Genomic DNA, 15,462 nt, shown 5'->3' with positions numbered 1-15,462 from the left:
ACATTTCATTTTCATAACGAAAGTACGAAAAATTGTGCCAGATAAAATTTTTCCCACCGTGATCATTTCGCTTGTCATGACCCCTTATGCATGGGCAATCACTTGCCATCGAAATGCCCATTTCCAGCGAATTTCGACATGTCTAAAGCCCGCCGCCGAAAATATTTCTTTTAATTCATGCTTATGAAAGGCACGCATTACGGAAAGTGGCGCATCAGCCTTCACCATCGGCGACCGCGAAAACCAGCCTGTTAAAAGTTTAATGGAATAATAAGCAAGAGGATGGCGATGAATATCGTTGACCAGTATTCCAATCTTCACTCGCTTTCGCAAGGCAGTAAAAAATGCGGCAAGTTGATCAGAAGTAAAATGATGATAAAAAAGCGTTCCAGTGACAACATCGAATTGTAATTCTTGGAAGCGTGCCGAAAAAATATCGAGCACTTCAAAAGTAATTCTCGGATTTGATCTTGCATGACTACGGGCCTCTGCAACGATATTTGGATTAGCATCGAATCCCAACAACTTCACACGATACCCATTCCTTAGCGCCCATCGATCAATGCTCAATAACATATCTCCACGGCCACACCCCAAATCTGCAATCACAATTTCCTTTTGTGTAGCTATATTCTTAAACAACTTCTTAACACCATCCATCGTCACTGCGTTTCCGCCCAACCAAGTGTTAATCACTTCGAGTTCATGAAGTGTTTGCCTGACGACTTCTCCCGCACAGTTTAAATCATCCATCACTTCGAGCTCATCAGACCTTACATTGAAGTTGGGCATGTCTATCGCATTTTAATTTGTAACAACATACTCTCAAGTGTTAACCCCGGACCGAACGCGAAGCTTAAAATATGTTTATCGTGATCGTCCTGCTGAAGCTTATCAAAAATCTCACGAAGTACAAACAACACCGTGGGCGATGACATGTTTCCGTAGTTTCGAAGCGTGTGATATGCTGCAAAGTTTTGCCCTGGACCAATCAGCAACGCCTCTTCGATTGCAGTAAGGATTTTTTTTCCACCCGGATGAATCGCGTAATAGCGAATATCTTCGATGCGCATCTGAATTTTACGCAACAGCTTATCAGTTAATTCACCAATTCCTTTCTTGATGATGTCAGGAACATAGGTGGATAATTTCATCTCAAAACCGACATTGCCAATATGCCACGCCATATCGTTGGCACCTTCTCTGGCAAGATCGTTATAAAATGCTTCAAGCTTTAATTTTACTTTGGTGTCAGACTGCGCCTCGACCAATACTGCGGCAGAACCATCGGCGAACAACGCGTTTGCTAGCAAATTATCTTCACTGATAGATTTTTGAAAATGTAAGCTACATAACTCGGTACAAACAATCAGTACTTTCGCATTTTCATCTTTTGCGCAGAATGCATCAGCAACCTTCAGGGCATTAAATGCGGCGTAGCACCCCATGAACGTAATACTCGTACGTTGCACCGTTGTCGGTAATTCCAGCTGCTCTACTAACTCGATATCAAGTCCGGGAGCATACATTCCGGTACAACACACAACGATCAAATGGGTAATAGACTTTCGATCATACGACGGATTGTTAACGACCATATTCTTTACGGCGGCAACACTTAAGGGTAGTGCATGCTCGTAAAAAATCTTCATCCGCTGTTCGGTGGACGGAAATGGCTCGATATTCGGCGTGTTGGGAAAAAAAGTGTAGTCTTTCTTTTTTGCGTAGTCTTCAATTACCGTATGACGATAATCGATTCCACTTGCTTTGAAAACAGTTCTTAGTATCCTGGCGGTAGCTGCGTCTGGCTGCATCGCCTGGATCATAAAGTCAGCAAGGTCGGATTGCGAAATACGAATAGAAGGATTTGCTTTACCGATGGCGGTGATATAACTCATGCATTTCAATATATCTTAAAAAACTATATTTTCGACATCCACGTTCCGATGAGGCTATTAAATTTGTTATTATGCTTTCACGTTCCTCTTGGCTACACCTTCGAATTCCTTTTTCCTACTTCCTTCTTCCGGTTTTCTTATTTTCCGCGGCATCGTCACCGAACTTTAGCGAATCATCCTTACTCTGGACATTTCTTATTGTACACTTTCTCTTGTACCCTGCGAGTAATGGCTATAACAGCTACTTCGACAAAGACGAAAAAAGCATCGGTGGGTTAAAGAATCCTCCGCCTGTGAATAAGGGTCTCTATTATCTTTCAATTCTTTTTGATTTATTAGCCATGATCATCGGCTACATTAAGATCAATCTCACTTTCTCCATATTGCTCTTGGTCTATGGACTGGTGTCGAAAGCGTATAGTCATCCTTCCATCAGGCTAAAAAAATATGCCATTACCAGTTGGCTTGTTGCTGGAATTTTTCAAGGACTCTTCTCTTTTGTGATGTGCTACGTTGGCATTAACAAATATGGAATTGAAAACATCGTAAAACCTGAAGTCCTTGTTCCAGGTGCGTTAACGACAATGATGTTATGGGCAAACTATCCAATGACTCAAGTATATCAACATGAGGAAGATGCCAAGCGCGGCGACATCACGCTGAGTTTGAAGTTGGGTATCAAAGGCACTTTTCTTTTTACGGGTGCTGCATTCGCAATTGCTACCGCCGGCTTTGGCTACTATTTTATCACCTTCTTAAACGTGAAATACTTTTTCCATTTCATGATAGCACTCGCGCCTGTGTTAATTTTCTTTGCCTATTGGTTTTTTCAAATACTCGGCGATGAGAGGAAGGCAGATTTTAGTCATACGATGTGGCTGAATTTTATTTCAGCCACATGTTTAAATGGATTTTTCCTCTACCTCATGCTCTACAGCACACAGTTAATCCAACTGTTCCAGTAAAGTTTGTTTCTATGAAAGGGTACCACCAACGCGTTCGAGCAACGCCTTCGTTTTGAGAATACCTTCTTCTTCGGATAAAGAACTTCCTTCATACTCAATACCGATATAGTTATTGTAGCCGACGTTCTTCACAATCTGCAGCATCTTCACATAATCTGTTTCGATACAATTTCCGGCATCGTCGAAGTTGAATGTCTTGGCGCTAACGCCCTTCGCATAGGTCATCATTTCTTCGGTACCTTTGTAGCGGTCATACCACTCATCGCATTTATCAGGCTGTCCTTTTATACAGAAATTTCCGAAGTCAGGAAGTGTACCACAATTCTCCATGCCGGTATTTTTAATCACTTCACTTAACCATTGTCCGTTAGAGCTATAACCTCCGTGGTTCTCAACGATTACATTTATCCCTAGCGTCTTTCCATATTCAGATAACCGACGTAATCCATCCGTTGCCGTTTTGCTAACCTCTTCAGCAGTACCTTCACCATAGGCGTTTACGCGAATAGAATGACACCCTAAAAACTTCGCAGCATCCGCCCACTTCTTATGGTTATCAACCGCTTGAATTCTTTTTTTCTCATCTGTATCACCAAGTCCACCTTCGCCATCGCACATGATTAGTACGCTCGTTACGCCCACGTCATCACAACGTTTCTTCAATTCCGCAAGATAAGCCTGATCGGTTGCCTTGTCTTTGAAAAATTGATTTACATATTCAACGGCAGAAACACCAAAATCATTTTTTGCTTTTGCAGGGAAATCAAGATTAGACATCTTCCCGCCAAAAATAGATTTGTTCAAAGACCACTCGGCCAATGATATTTTAAAGAACAATGGCTTCGCCTCTGTCGCGATAACGGAGGCGCTATCTGTCGCATGCGCTGCGTCTCCCGTTTTTCCCGCGCAGGCCGAAACGATTGAACTTCCAGCAAAAGCACCAAGTGACATTATTCCCAATGACTTTAGAAAATCGCGACGATTATTTCCAGTTTGCATAGTAAGGTTAGGTTTGTACGGATGGAAGATAAAACAAAATTGTCATTGAAAACGGTTCTGTTATATCAACGGCAACTAATAATAAAATGAGAAGCTAAAAATTTTCGCCGTGCGTCATCCGCACCAGTTGTTTGGCTACAGGTGCACTACCTCTCGCCAATGAAACAGCAAAAGATGACGCCCACGGGTGACCGAATAATCGCTGGATATGTCTTCCGCGCCATAGGCGCATTGCAAAATGTTTTCGCCACGCCTCTTCGTAAGAGTGTTCAAGCTTTTCACGCGTAAAACGATGATCATGAACGAAACGGATCAACAGTTCAGATAACAACTTTGCGCTATGAATCGCCATCGCCATTCCGTTACCACACAACGGAGTAATCATCCCTGCGGCATCACCCGTCATCAGCAAATGATCTTCGACAACGGATTTAGTCTCGAAAGTAATTTCATTTATCGTCTCGGGCGCGTGAAATAAAAACTCGGCTTCATTAAAAATATTTTTTAGATACGGGTTCTCCCATAAGATTGCTTCCTGGAATTGTGGAATGTTTCCGAATCGTTTCAGCTGATCGCGGTGGGTAAGGTAGCATAAATTTGTTTTGCCCTCTTCGATGTTACTGATTCCACAATATCCACCCTGAAAATTATGAAGACCTATTACGTTTGGTTGATGATTGATACGAACATGATACTTCACGCCCACATAGGGAGACCGATGTCTTGTGAAGGCCCGCTGCATGGATACATCGAGACGTGATCGTTTTCCAAAAGCCCCAACGACTACATCAGCAACGAGTGTTTCGTGCCCGGCTTTCAACACAAACTGATCTTCGTTGAATTGAACAGATGATACTTCCGTGTTTAACATGAACGTTACGCCGCGACGTAGGGCTTCACGATAGATAAAATCATCAAATGCATAACGACTTATTCCAAAGCCTCCCATGGCAAGGGGTATTGTTACACTTTTGCCTTGAGTAGATGAAAGCAACAGGGTGTTAATATTGCTATGGTCGATATCAACCGGAAAAAGCCCGTTGTTTTTTAGAAAGGGCGCGGCTTCATTTGAGACATATTCTCCACAGACGCGATGGAAAGGAAATGATTTCTTCTCGATCACGGTACAAGGTATTCCAGCATCAATTAGCTTAACCGCTGTAATTAATCCTGCAAGGCCACCGCCGATGATGATTATCTTTTTCAAACTGGAAATTTCTTTCTCCCGCAATGAGATTACCTAAAGGTAGAAACACTCATTTCGTGAAAAAAATATCGCTGGAACAAATCTTGAGGGGCTATGTTTTACGTTATATTTATTTAATCAGTTGGCTTATGGAAACAGTATTACAAAATGCAGAAGTGAAAGAGCAAGTAAATGTTCTATTGATTGGTAACAACCCCATTGAAATGGGGCGTGTGCTCGATAACCTTCATAAAATTCGTGGCCATAAGATCACTACCGAAAGTGCTTTTGATTTAAAATCGATCATGGAGCGCCTGCTGCGCTTCAGGCCAAATTTTATCTTGATCGACGACAATATTGGAAAGCATGAGCTTCTCGCCGCTGTCGAATCGCTTTCGCACAATAAAAAGACGCGTGATGTTCCGATTACAGTCTTGAAAAATTCCAATTACAAAGAGGCGATGGGGTCTTCAAGTATTCTTGACTACCTCCTCAAACAAAACCTTTCGCCAGAAGCTTTGTATAACACGCTCAAAAATTCATTGAAACTCAGGAGAACACAGTTGTACTTGTATCAAGCTTATAAGAAACGTAAGCAACAACTGCTCAAGGTTATGCGCTAGATTTGATCTGCCAGCAAAAATTCTTTCTTAACGCGCTGGCCATTTCTTTCAATCTCAAGTCTTATTTTCTTTCCAGGCTTGGAGTTTAGTAAGCCGTTGATCAGATTCAACGTAAGCTGCTTTGTTTCGAGCCCGTTCAATTTTAGTATGATATCTCCCGGAAGAAGGCCGCAAACATCAGACGGCGACTTTTCGCGAATCTCTTGAACTTCGAAAACATCGAGACGCGATCCCTTTGCTTTTACAATCACCCCGCTAAGATTGTAATGAAATTTTTTTCTAAAATATGAGTTCTTCTTAACGTACAATTCCTCCTTCGGAAAATTGAAAATGACATGAAATCTTGAGAGCATCTCTCCGCCCAAACTTCCATTTCGATAAACAGAACTCATTTTTAATGTGTCGACGTAACTATTCGGATCTGGGAAATTTGCCAGTGGCTTATCAACACTGTACGTGCCAATATTAAGCGACGAGATCCTACCAACTTTTCCGGTGATTTCCCCGCCCAAGCCTCTGCCAATGGTACTGCTAACGGTATTTTCAGGAACTTGTATTTCATCCGATGAATTCGGGTCGAGCAAAAGACTATGACTTGCGCCAGAATCCACCAACAGCTTCACGCTTATTTTTTTTCCATCTTTCATCACCACCGAAGTTTTAATGTAGGGCTTTGTGTCCTCCACAGTCATGGGTAGTGTATGAAATTTTGAGCGCTTCTTAAATTTCTCGGGCGTGCGTAAGGTCATCAATTTCCGTTCGTAATCTATATCAACAATAAAGCGGCTGAACAATTCATAACCGAGTACGCCATGTACATCTGTCCCAAGGTAATTTCTAAGTTCCAAATAATCTTCAGCGAGCACTAATAACGCGTGGCCTCTCCCCAGCACGCCGGGTAGTCGCAGGGTAACATTTGTAGTGATGAATGCTTCAATAGATTTTGTTGCGCCAGGACCGGCAATGGTATACTTACGTGTATACGGAAGATTTAAAATATCAGCGAACGTTTTTTGTGTGAGGATGGCTGTTCTCACGCCGGTATCGATAATGAACTTCAGTGGCAATGCTTCATTCAAAACGACAGGCACAACAACCAGATTGTTATTAATCTCAATAGGTATAGCCACTTTATGCTGACCAGGCGGAAGGGTAAAGCCGAGATTCTGCGCGCGGGATTGAAGCGAAAGAAACAAGAAAAACAAAACACCGATCTTTCTGATCATAGTTAACGCTCTGAAAGAACAATATAGAATAAATTTAACAGAGTTCTTATCGCTGAATTTTTTGCGACTGAATTTCAGTTAAAAGTGCTTGAGGCGTTTCGAAAATTTGAAAGTGCTCGCGATAGTTTTCTTTAAGAAAACCCATGTTTGCCATGTGTTGCATTTGTTCGAGCAGCGGCGTAAAGAATTGATTGATGTTGAGGAGTGCTACTGGGTGGTTGATCAATCCGAGTTGACGCCAAGTTAGGATTTCAGCGAGCTCATCTAACGTTCCCCAACCGCCGGGCATGGCGACAAAAGCGTCGGCCAAATTTGCCATGCGATATTTGCGCTCGTGCATGCTCTCGACTACCTCTAGACGGGTGAGTCCACGATGTCCTACTTCGCGTTGTAAAAGAAAATCCGGGATAATGCCAATCACCTCACCGTTACTTTCCAATACAGCATCAGCAACGACGCCCATAAGGCCTACCTTGCCGCCACCATATATTAAAGTGTGTGATTGTGCCGCCATGAGGCGACCTAGTTCTCTCGCGGCTTCAGCGAAGGCCCGATTTTGACCTATCGATGAACCACAGAAAACACAAATATTCAAAAGAAGGGAAGCTTAGAACTTGTTGTCGTGCTTGTTCTTGCTCACCATTTTATTTGGAATGATCCATGGAGAGATAATAGCAAGAACGAATAAGAAGATTACTACGTAAAATGGCCACCAGTTCGCAAAGTCCATAACTTTATTTTTTTGGAAGTGTAAAAATAGCGCCTCCCCGATTATTTTATGCTAAAAGGCTTGAAAATTTGTTTTAAGTTTCGCGAACTTAATCCGAAGTCTTTAATTACCTGGGTAGTATGAAAAAATTTCTCACATTTTCCGCGATTGCCATTGCGATAATTGTAGTGCTGGCTGGCACACTATTCTTTTTTATGCGCAAACAGACTAAAAGTTACAGCCCAGAAGAATCGGCGACTTATGCGGATGGCGACTTAAAGATCGACGTTATTTATAATAGACCTTTTAAAAAGAACCGTGACGTTTTTGGCGCGCTTGTTCCTTTCGATACGGTTTGGAGAACTGGGGCGAACGAAGCTACAACCTTTGAAACGACTAAAGAACTTAAATTTGATGGCAAGACCTTGCCAAAAGGTAAGTACAGCCTTTGGACAATCCCACGAAAAGACAGCTGGACCATCATTTTTAACAGCGAGTTCGGTCAATGGGGCGTAAACTTTGAGGGACAAGCCAATCGTGACGCCGCGCGAGATGTTCTTAAATTCGATGTGCCCGTACTTGCATCACCCCAGCCGATCGAACAATTCACCATTTCTTTCGAAAAAACCGGCGAAGATGCCGAAATGGTGCTGATCTGGGATACGACGCTCGTAGCCGCACCCTTCTCGTATTGATTATTTTTTTCGTACCGCGGCCTTAATCGTGAGCTTTCTATTTTCGGGTGCTCGCCCTGGAATCGCGTTGCCGAAATACGTGAGGTTCGACGCGGGTGCACCTTGCGAAGACAAGTAGTCAACAATTACCTGTCCTTGTTGCTGCGTTCGATCGTTGTGATACAACACTTTCGCAATTACTGTATCGCGTTTGTAGAGTTGTCCCAGGGTATCAATATCGTCAACCTTCACATGAATCGAATCGATAATTTTCTCAGTCAGGTCTGTATTCGATTGAACCGTATCCTCTATATAGCCACTCAACAAAACTTGGATTTCAAATTTTAAATCTGGATTACCCTTTACCAAACGTGCTAATCTTTTCAACTCAGATTCACTGGACGGATCCAACTGCACACTACTCTGCTTAAACTTCACAACATCTAGTGATAGTTCTTCGCCAATGGTTGGTTTTTTTAAGATCGCGTTCAGCTTTTCTTTCTGCGGAATTTTGTCGGTGGTAAGATCGAATTGTTTCGATACAAAGTTCATACTACCAAGTTCCGGCTCAATTGAAACTTCATATCGTGTTCCTTCCAGGAGATAAAAGGCATAGGTGCCATCTGCATTTGGCCTACCGGTGTAGGCGCGCTTATTGGTGTTCAAGTCCGTGGCGATCACAAAAGCAGTCGCGGCAGCACCAGCTTCATTCGAAACTTTTCCTTCTACTTTCATCATACCACGTGGACGTTGTTCGGCAGGAAAAAGAAATTCTGTTAGCTCACTGTTGTCGCGTGCTCCTGGCGATTCCTTCAGCAAATATCTTCCTAAAGCCGTTACGCTAACGTGTTGATCATCGTTGGGCGTGTTGACAAAATCAAGTGGCGAAGGCTTTGTCCATGCACCATCCTTTAGGCGTGTGATAAAAAGATCCATTCCACCTTGTCCGCCGTTTTTATCCGATGAAAAAATCAGCGTCTCATTATCAGCCATGATACGGGGTGATTGTGAGTTACCGGTGTTGATCGACGCATCCAGCGCTATCGGCTCTTCCCATTGACCATTAGATTTTTTTTTCGCTACAAAAATTTGACATCCACTCGCCTTATTCTGATCCATCTTTTCACACCGCATAAAGTAAATCGTGTTACCATCGGCAGAAATAGAGGGAGCGCCATCGTTCGTTTTTGAGTTGATCGGTGCCGTCAGATTCTCCGGCGGGGACCATGTGGTTCCCTTCAGTTCCGAAACAAAAATATCATAACCACCTACTACCGGAGATTTTGCCGACGTGAAGTATATTTTTTTCCCATCGGCATTCAGTGCAAACCCTTTCAGATAATTAAGTCGCGAAGTCAAGTGCTTCGGAACTTCTACCGGTGCGCTCCAATCGGATTCACGCGAAGTATAGTTCAACGTTAACGCTCCGTCTTGGCCCGTATTAGCAATAAATAGTAGTGCGTTACCATCAAGACTAATGAATGGTGCATACAAACTATTGGAGGGGTGATTAATAATACTTGGTAAGCGACGCGTCTTCGCCTGGCCAAAAACAGATATACTAATGAAAGTAATTACGATGGCAATTTGATATCTCATAAGGGTAGTCAGATATATAAAATTAACGATTTCCCGTCCGCTATAAAGCAAATTCGTTGCCGTGAAATATTTTCAGATTTTCAGCCTATCCGGGGGGTTTTTCAGTCTGACGATTGTAACTTTAATGCTGTATCTCAACTCATAACCAATGATTCAAGTCATTCCATCCATTGCAATTCGAAAAGGAAAAGTAGTCAAGATGCGCAAGGGCGATCCATCTAGCGAGAAAACATATGATGAAAATCCATTGGACCTAGCAAAACGATTTGAAGACCATGGCATCGAAGTCGTTCACCTTGTTGATCTGGACGGTGCGGAAAAAGGAAGCCCTGTAAATTGGCATGTACTCGAAGCGATCTCAGGATACACTGATCTTAAGATTGATTTCACAGGTGGGATTTCAACGGATGGCGATATCGCAAAAGCTTACGAATACGGCGCCGACTACATCACGGCTGCCAGCGTCGCAGTTACGGATCCAGAATTGTTTGCTTCATGGATCATTTCTTATGGACGTGAAAAAATCACGTTAGGAGCCGATGTTGTAGATAGAAACACAAAAGAACTTCTTTATCGTGGATGGCTTCGTCGCACACAAACAACATTATTCGATCACCTCGATTACTTTTATTCTCGTGGGCTCAAGTACGTTAAGTCGACAGACGTGAGTCGCGATGGTGTGTTGGAGGGGCCAGCGTTCGATTTTTATCAAGATATTCTCACAACGTTTCCCGAAATGTGCGTACTCGCCAGCGGTGGTGTTCGCGGTGTTGACGACATCAAACGTTTAAACGACATGGGAATTTTCGCTGTAATCTTTGGAAAGGCGTTCTACGAAGGGATACTAAAGCTAAGCGACCTCGAGCAATTCCTGGTTAAGAAAGAAATCTAGCACAATTTTACAGCCTGCTTTCTAGGTATTGTAAAAAGCGCGCCCAAGACGGAAACGTGTTTGAAGTCAATGTCGCGTAATTATTTGCGCGCATGGCAGCCAGGCACATTGAACACTTTTCCTACCTTTGCCCTTTCATTAAATCTCATTGAGTTTGACTTCCGATCGTTACGCACAGCGCGGTGTTTCCGCCTCCAAAGAAGATGTTCATCAAGCGATTCAAAAGCTAGATAAGGGACTTTTTCCAAAGGCTTTCTGCAAAATCGTACCCGACTACCTCGGTCATGACGAAAACTATTGCACAGTAATGCATGCCGACGGCGCGGGAACAAAATCATCTCTCGCATATTTGTACTGGAAAGAAACTGGCGATATCTCCGTGTGGAAAGGTATCGCACAAGACGCAATCATCATGAATATCGATGATCTGTTATGCGTTGGCGCAATCGACAATATTCTTCTTTCGTCAACCATTGGCAGAAACAAAAACCTAATTCCAGGTGAGGTCATTGCCGCTATTATTAACGGTACGGAAGAAGTTCTCGATATGCTACGAAAACATGGATTAAACATCATCAGTACCGGTGGTGAAACTGCTGACCTTGGCGATTTGGTAAAAACAATTGTTGTCGATAGTACGGTTGTTTCGAGAATGAAACGCAGCGACGTTATTGACAATAGCAAGATTAAAACAGGTAATGTGGTTGTCGGTCTTGCGTCTTATGGAAAGGCTACATACGAAAGCGAGTACAATGGCGGGATGGGAAGCAATGGTTTAACATCTGCACGCCACGATGTGTTTGATCATATCTACGCGGAAAAATATCCTGAGTCGTTCGATGGTAACGTCCCACGCAACCTCGTTTATTCAGGAAAGTATAAACTTACAGATAGCGTCGAAGGATCTCCATTAGACGCCGGCAAGTTGGTACTATCTCCAACACGCACATACGCACCGGTAGTGATTGAGGTTTTAAAACAACTGCGCAGCCAAATTCATGGCATGGTTCATTGCAGTGGTGGTGCGCAAACGAAAGTGCTACACTTCGTCGACAATGTTCATGTTGTAAAAGATAATCTGTTTGATGTTCCGCCATTGTTCAAAATGATTCACGACCAAAGTGGTACTGAGTGGAAAGAGATGTATAAAGTATTTAACATGGGACACCGGTTGGAATTTTATGTTGAAGAGAAACATGCGTCAACGATAATCGACATTGCCAAGCAGTTTGCAATAGACGCAAAAGTTATAGGTCATGTGGAATCGTCTGATAAAAAGAAAGTGACCGTTCAATCTGATCGCGGAACGTTCATCTACGAATAAAAAAAAGAGATGCTTCGCCATAGAAACATCTCCTTCTTTCTTTCAGTAAAGAGAATATGTTAGGAATTATTTTCCTGCTTAGGTGCTTCGTTTCGAGAGCCACCACTTTCTCCACCTTTTCTTCCAATACTCGCCATGTGTTGGCGATCCTCACTCACAGCTTCACCACCTTTACGGCCAATCTCTGCCATGTGTTCACGATTCTGGCTCACAGTCTCACCGCCCTTGCGGCCGATCTGTGCCATATGTTCCCGATCACGGCTCACAGTCTCGCCACCTTTGCGGCCGATCTGCGCCATGTGCTCACGATTTTGACTTACGCGTTCGCCACCTTTGCGACCGATCGCAGCCATATGGGCACGGTTCCTGCTCACTGCTTCACCTCCTTTGCGGGCAATAGCACGTTGTTGTTCTTCGCTCATCGAAGCAAAACCACGGTTGGCAGTACCCTTGCCTTCTCCTCCTTCTTTTGTTCTCGCCATAGGTTTTACAATTAATTGTTTTACGAATAATTAAAAAAGATAATGCCGCATCCCTGCACTCAGCGTGAAAGTTGACTTGTAGAATTTGCGAAGCATTAGGGTTAAAGAATCACCCACTTCATTTTGCGAAAAAACACCACAAAACAACCTATGCGAATTGCACGAACGATTAAAAACTGATAGGGAAATCGGTATAATATGTCGAACGACCGTCGATGTGTTTTAGTTCGCATGTACAGTAAAATTTCTCGTGACGCTTGCAAAGAAAGGTCAACTCAAAAATTCCGCCAGATGATAAACTCAACAGTCGAACAGTTTTTATTGCAGATTACATTACAGAAACGGCGGATCAATAGCGATTACTCCTTCGTACGCAGAAACCAGAATAAAATAAACTTTTTTTAAGGTTGGTTCGGAAACCACGCCTGCCATCATCATCGCTCACGTCTAACATCATTCTAATATCACTGAGCATATTACCATTCAGATAACGAATGAGGAGAACCAAACACGTCGGGAATTTTTTCAACAACATGCATTAAGATGAAAAATAATTCGTCACAACACATGCATTCATTTTGTGTAACTTGAAACGCTAAGGATTAGGTAATGCATGATTGATATTATTATTGTAGGTGCTGGTGCCGCTGGCCTGAGTGCAGCGCGAACGTTAGGCAAAACAAAAAAAGTCCTCGTACTCGAAGCGCGCGACCGTATCGGTGGTCGCATTCATACTGTTCACGACAAAACCTTCTCAGTGCCGATCGAGTATGGTGCTGAATTTATTCACGGCGATCTACCCGTGACGAAATCCTTGCTTGAAGAAGCGAGCATTAAATCACGGAAAGGCGAGGGTAAGGTTTGGAACGTGTATGCTGGAAAATTGAGCGAAGGGGAATTCTACACAGAAGGGTGGGATGATATGCTTGCCAAATTAAAAGCACTACAAGAAGACATCAGCATCAACGAATTTTTACAACGTTATTTCAATGACGAAAAATACAAAGACCTGCGCGAATCGGTAGTACAGTTTGTATCTGGCTACGATGCCGCTGATCCTGAGAAAGCGAGTGCATTATCATTGCGCGATGAGTGGCTAGCTGAAGAAGACCTTACAGGATATCATCCTGAAGGAGGATACGGTGGCCTAATAAATTTTCTGTATGACGAATGTTTAAAACAGAATGTCACTTTCAAACTAAATCAAGAAGTAGTCGCGATCACATGGAAGAAAGGTGAGGGGATGGTAATGCTAAGTGATGGCTCTTTCTTCGAAGGAAGAAGAGTACTAATAACAGTTCCACCCGCAGTGCTGAAAGCGAAGCCTATTATCTTTTCTCCAGATATTCCACAACAGTTAGATGCAATTCAAAAAATTGAAACTGGAGGTGTGATAAAATTTGTTGTCGAGTTCAAAGAAGCTTATTGGGAAAAAGATGACTATCGATTCAGAACCATGAACAATCTTCATTTTCTTTTTTCAGATGCAGAAATTCCAACATGGTGGACGCAGAAACCTAAAGATGTTCCGCTTCTTACCGGATGGCTTGCAGGGCCAGTGTTGAAAGAGATTGATCGTTCTCCAGAGGCCCTGCTTGCGAGATGTCAGCGGTCACTGATGTATTTGTTGAATTGCTCTAAAGCTGCATTGGTGTCACACATCCGGGGGATAAAGATTATCGACTGGAGTAATGATCCGCTCGCGGGTGGTGCGTATGCTTATCGATCTGTTGAGGGAAACAAGACATTGAAAATATTATCACAGCCAATTCAAGATACCATTTACTTTGCCGGCGAAGCATATTACGATGGTCCTGCGATGGGTACTGTAGAGGCTGCGTTTCAGAGCAGCGAATTGGTTGCACGCAATATCAACGGTGATAATCGCTAAAGTCTAAAACGCCCGGTGATCATCGCTTTTGGATCAACGCTACACAAAGCGTATCTTCCTCAAAAATTGTGTGACATGAAATTTTGGAAAACTGTTTTAGTCATTGGCCTTCCAACCATTATCCTGCAGTTTGGATTGAGGTTGATCTTTGATGACTTCTCTGCAGGGCTAGTCGTGAGTGCGATCATCAACGGGATACTATTCGGAATAACATTTACGTGGTTTTCAGAATGGTTTGCAAAGAGACAGATGAAAAACATCGAGGTAGAATTGCAAGATGGGGAAGACATGTTGAAAGAAGGTGGCGCCAATCACATCTTAAAGTATGAAGGCGTTGGTGGAAAGCTTGCACTCACAAATCACAGGTTAGTTTTCAAGTCGCACAAACTAAACGTACAAACACATCAGCTAAACATTCCGCTAAACCAGATTGAATCGCTTTCGATTGACAAGTCCCTCGTATTCTTAAAGAACGTTTTGTTTGTAACGTTCAACGGCAAGAAGCATAAGTTTATCGTGAATGAACCAGACGAATGGGTGACAACAATTATCGAAAGAAATTCTCTTCCCGTTACGACATAGCCAACGGTAGCTCATATTGCATTTCATCGCCGTGCATGGGCATAAAAAAACCTGATGATTAATCCATCAGGTTTCTTTTTGTACCCCGGGCGGGACTTGAACCCGCACGACTATTACTAGCCACAGGATTTTAAGTCCTGCGTGTCTACCAATTCCACCACCAGGGCGGTTGCCGTTTGTTGTTGACGCGCAACGTAAACGTATGGCCTTTAAATAAAAAAGTGCGAGACTACTCTCACACTTTTTGAGCGGGAAACGAGACTCGAACTCGCGACCCTCACCTTGGCAAGGTGATGCTCTACCAACTGAGCTACTCCCGCTTTTAAAACCGCCTATCTTGAGGCTAAACCTCTTTTTCAGCGACTTATTCCCCGAAAGGGACTGCAAATTTAAAGCTCGATTTTAAATTTCC

General features: G+C 43.0%; 15 protein-coding genes and 2 tRNA genes. 7 read left to right on the top strand and 10 right to left on the bottom strand.

All coding sequences use genetic code 11. The features are described from left to right. Positions 1-84: 84 nt before the first annotated feature. Both DQQ10_RS03725 and DQQ10_RS03720 read right to left on the bottom strand, forming a co-directional pair. Positions 85-792, bottom strand: coding sequence for a methyltransferase domain-containing protein (locus tag DQQ10_RS03725; protein ID WP_112745421.1), 708 nt, complete (start codon positions 790-792; stop codon positions 85-87). Positions 793-794: 2 nt separating this feature from the next. After that, positions 795-1,898: a type III polyketide synthase gene (locus DQQ10_RS03720; protein WP_112745420.1), complete on the bottom strand. Its 1,104-nt coding sequence runs from the start codon at positions 1,896-1,898 to the stop codon at positions 795-797. Between the two features lie 71 nt (positions 1,899-1,969). Here DQQ10_RS03720 and DQQ10_RS03715 point away from each other — a divergent pair, with 71 nt between their 5' ends. Beyond that, positions 1,970-2,863 carry a UbiA family prenyltransferase gene (locus tag DQQ10_RS03715; protein WP_112745419.1) on the top strand — a complete coding sequence of 298 codons (894 nt, stop codon included), beginning with the start codon at positions 1,970-1,972 and terminating at the stop codon, positions 2,861-2,863. A gap of 9 nt (positions 2,864-2,872) precedes the next feature. Here DQQ10_RS03715 and DQQ10_RS03710 read toward each other — a convergent pair whose 3' ends face one another. Then, positions 2,873-3,862, bottom strand: a complete 990-nt coding sequence (locus tag DQQ10_RS03710; protein WP_245970264.1) for a sugar phosphate isomerase/epimerase family protein — start codon at positions 3,860-3,862, stop codon at positions 2,873-2,875. 94 nt (positions 3,863-3,956) lie between these two features. Then, complete coding sequence (locus DQQ10_RS03705) at positions 3,957-5,069, bottom strand: NAD(P)/FAD-dependent oxidoreductase (protein WP_112745764.1); 1,113 nt, start codon at positions 5,067-5,069, stop codon at positions 3,957-3,959. 128 nt (positions 5,070-5,197) lie between these two features. Here DQQ10_RS03705 and DQQ10_RS03700 point away from each other — a divergent pair, with 128 nt between their 5' ends. Then, positions 5,198-5,671, top strand: coding sequence for a hypothetical protein (locus DQQ10_RS03700; protein WP_133259522.1), 474 nt, complete (start codon positions 5,198-5,200; stop codon positions 5,669-5,671). On the opposite strand, the gene DQQ10_RS03695 is transcribed toward DQQ10_RS03700, so the two are convergent. Both DQQ10_RS03695 and DQQ10_RS03690 read right to left on the bottom strand, forming a co-directional pair. Continuing rightward, positions 5,668-6,897 (bottom strand): aspartyl protease family protein, encoded by a 1,230-nt coding sequence (locus tag DQQ10_RS03695; protein WP_112745417.1) that lies wholly within the window; start codon positions 6,895-6,897, stop codon positions 5,668-5,670. The genes DQQ10_RS03700 and DQQ10_RS03695 overlap by 4 nt on opposite strands. A 46-nt stretch (positions 6,898-6,943) precedes the next feature. After that, positions 6,944-7,492 (bottom strand): LOG family protein, encoded by a 549-nt coding sequence (locus tag DQQ10_RS03690; protein ID WP_112745416.1) that lies wholly within the window; start codon positions 7,490-7,492, stop codon positions 6,944-6,946. A gap of 254 nt (positions 7,493-7,746) precedes the next feature. Between DQQ10_RS03690 and DQQ10_RS03685 the strand changes: the two genes are divergently transcribed. Continuing rightward, positions 7,747-8,301, top strand: coding sequence for a DUF2911 domain-containing protein (locus DQQ10_RS03685; RefSeq protein ID WP_112745415.1), 555 nt, complete (start codon positions 7,747-7,749; stop codon positions 8,299-8,301). Here DQQ10_RS03685 and DQQ10_RS03680 read toward each other — a convergent pair whose 3' ends face one another. Continuing rightward, positions 8,302-9,879: a PD40 domain-containing protein gene (locus DQQ10_RS03680; RefSeq protein ID WP_112745414.1), complete on the bottom strand. Its 1,578-nt coding sequence runs from the start codon at positions 9,877-9,879 to the stop codon at positions 8,302-8,304. 148 nt (positions 9,880-10,027) lie between these two features. Here DQQ10_RS03680 and DQQ10_RS03675 point away from each other — a divergent pair, with 148 nt between their 5' ends. Continuing rightward, positions 10,028-10,771: a 1-(5-phosphoribosyl)-5-[(5-phosphoribosylamino)methylideneamino]imidazole-4-carboxamide isomerase gene (locus DQQ10_RS03675; RefSeq protein WP_112745413.1), complete on the top strand. Its 744-nt coding sequence runs from the start codon at positions 10,028-10,030 to the stop codon at positions 10,769-10,771. A gap of 154 nt (positions 10,772-10,925) precedes the next feature. Next, entirely contained in the window at positions 10,926-12,095 is a 1,170-nt protein-coding gene (locus DQQ10_RS03670; RefSeq protein WP_221409657.1) for an AIR synthase related protein, read from the top strand. Between the two features lie 59 nt (positions 12,096-12,154). Here the strand turns inward: DQQ10_RS03670 and DQQ10_RS03665 are convergent, their stop codons facing one another. Then, positions 12,155-12,577 (bottom strand): KGG domain-containing protein, encoded by a 423-nt coding sequence (locus DQQ10_RS03665; RefSeq protein ID WP_245970263.1) that lies wholly within the window; start codon positions 12,575-12,577, stop codon positions 12,155-12,157. Positions 12,578-13,190: 613 nt separating this feature from the next. Here DQQ10_RS03665 and DQQ10_RS03660 point away from each other — a divergent pair. Further along, a complete protein-coding gene (locus DQQ10_RS03660; RefSeq protein WP_112745411.1) occupies positions 13,191-14,468 on the top strand; it encodes a flavin monoamine oxidase family protein in 1,278 nt (425 codons plus the stop codon). Between the two features lie 75 nt (positions 14,469-14,543). Beyond that, positions 14,544-15,050: a GRAM domain-containing protein gene (locus DQQ10_RS03655; protein WP_112745410.1), complete on the top strand. Its 507-nt coding sequence runs from the start codon at positions 14,544-14,546 to the stop codon at positions 15,048-15,050. Positions 15,051-15,131: 81 nt separating this feature from the next. On the opposite strand, the gene DQQ10_RS03650 is transcribed toward DQQ10_RS03655, so the two are convergent. Together DQQ10_RS03650 and DQQ10_RS03645 are read right to left on the bottom strand one after the other, a co-directional pair. After that, positions 15,132-15,217, bottom strand: a tRNA-Leu gene (locus DQQ10_RS03650). A gap of 80 nt (positions 15,218-15,297) precedes the next feature. Then, a tRNA-Gly gene (locus tag DQQ10_RS03645) sits at positions 15,298-15,370 on the bottom strand. Positions 15,371-15,462 lie beyond the last annotated feature (92 nt).

This window comes from Pseudochryseolinea flava, assembly GCF_003286915.1.
Taxonomy (GTDB): domain Bacteria; phylum Bacteroidota; class Bacteroidia; order Cytophagales; family Cyclobacteriaceae; genus Ohtaekwangia; species Ohtaekwangia flava.
The sequence above is the reverse complement of the archived record's forward strand: the minus strand, read 5'-3'. Positions and strand labels throughout refer to the sequence as shown.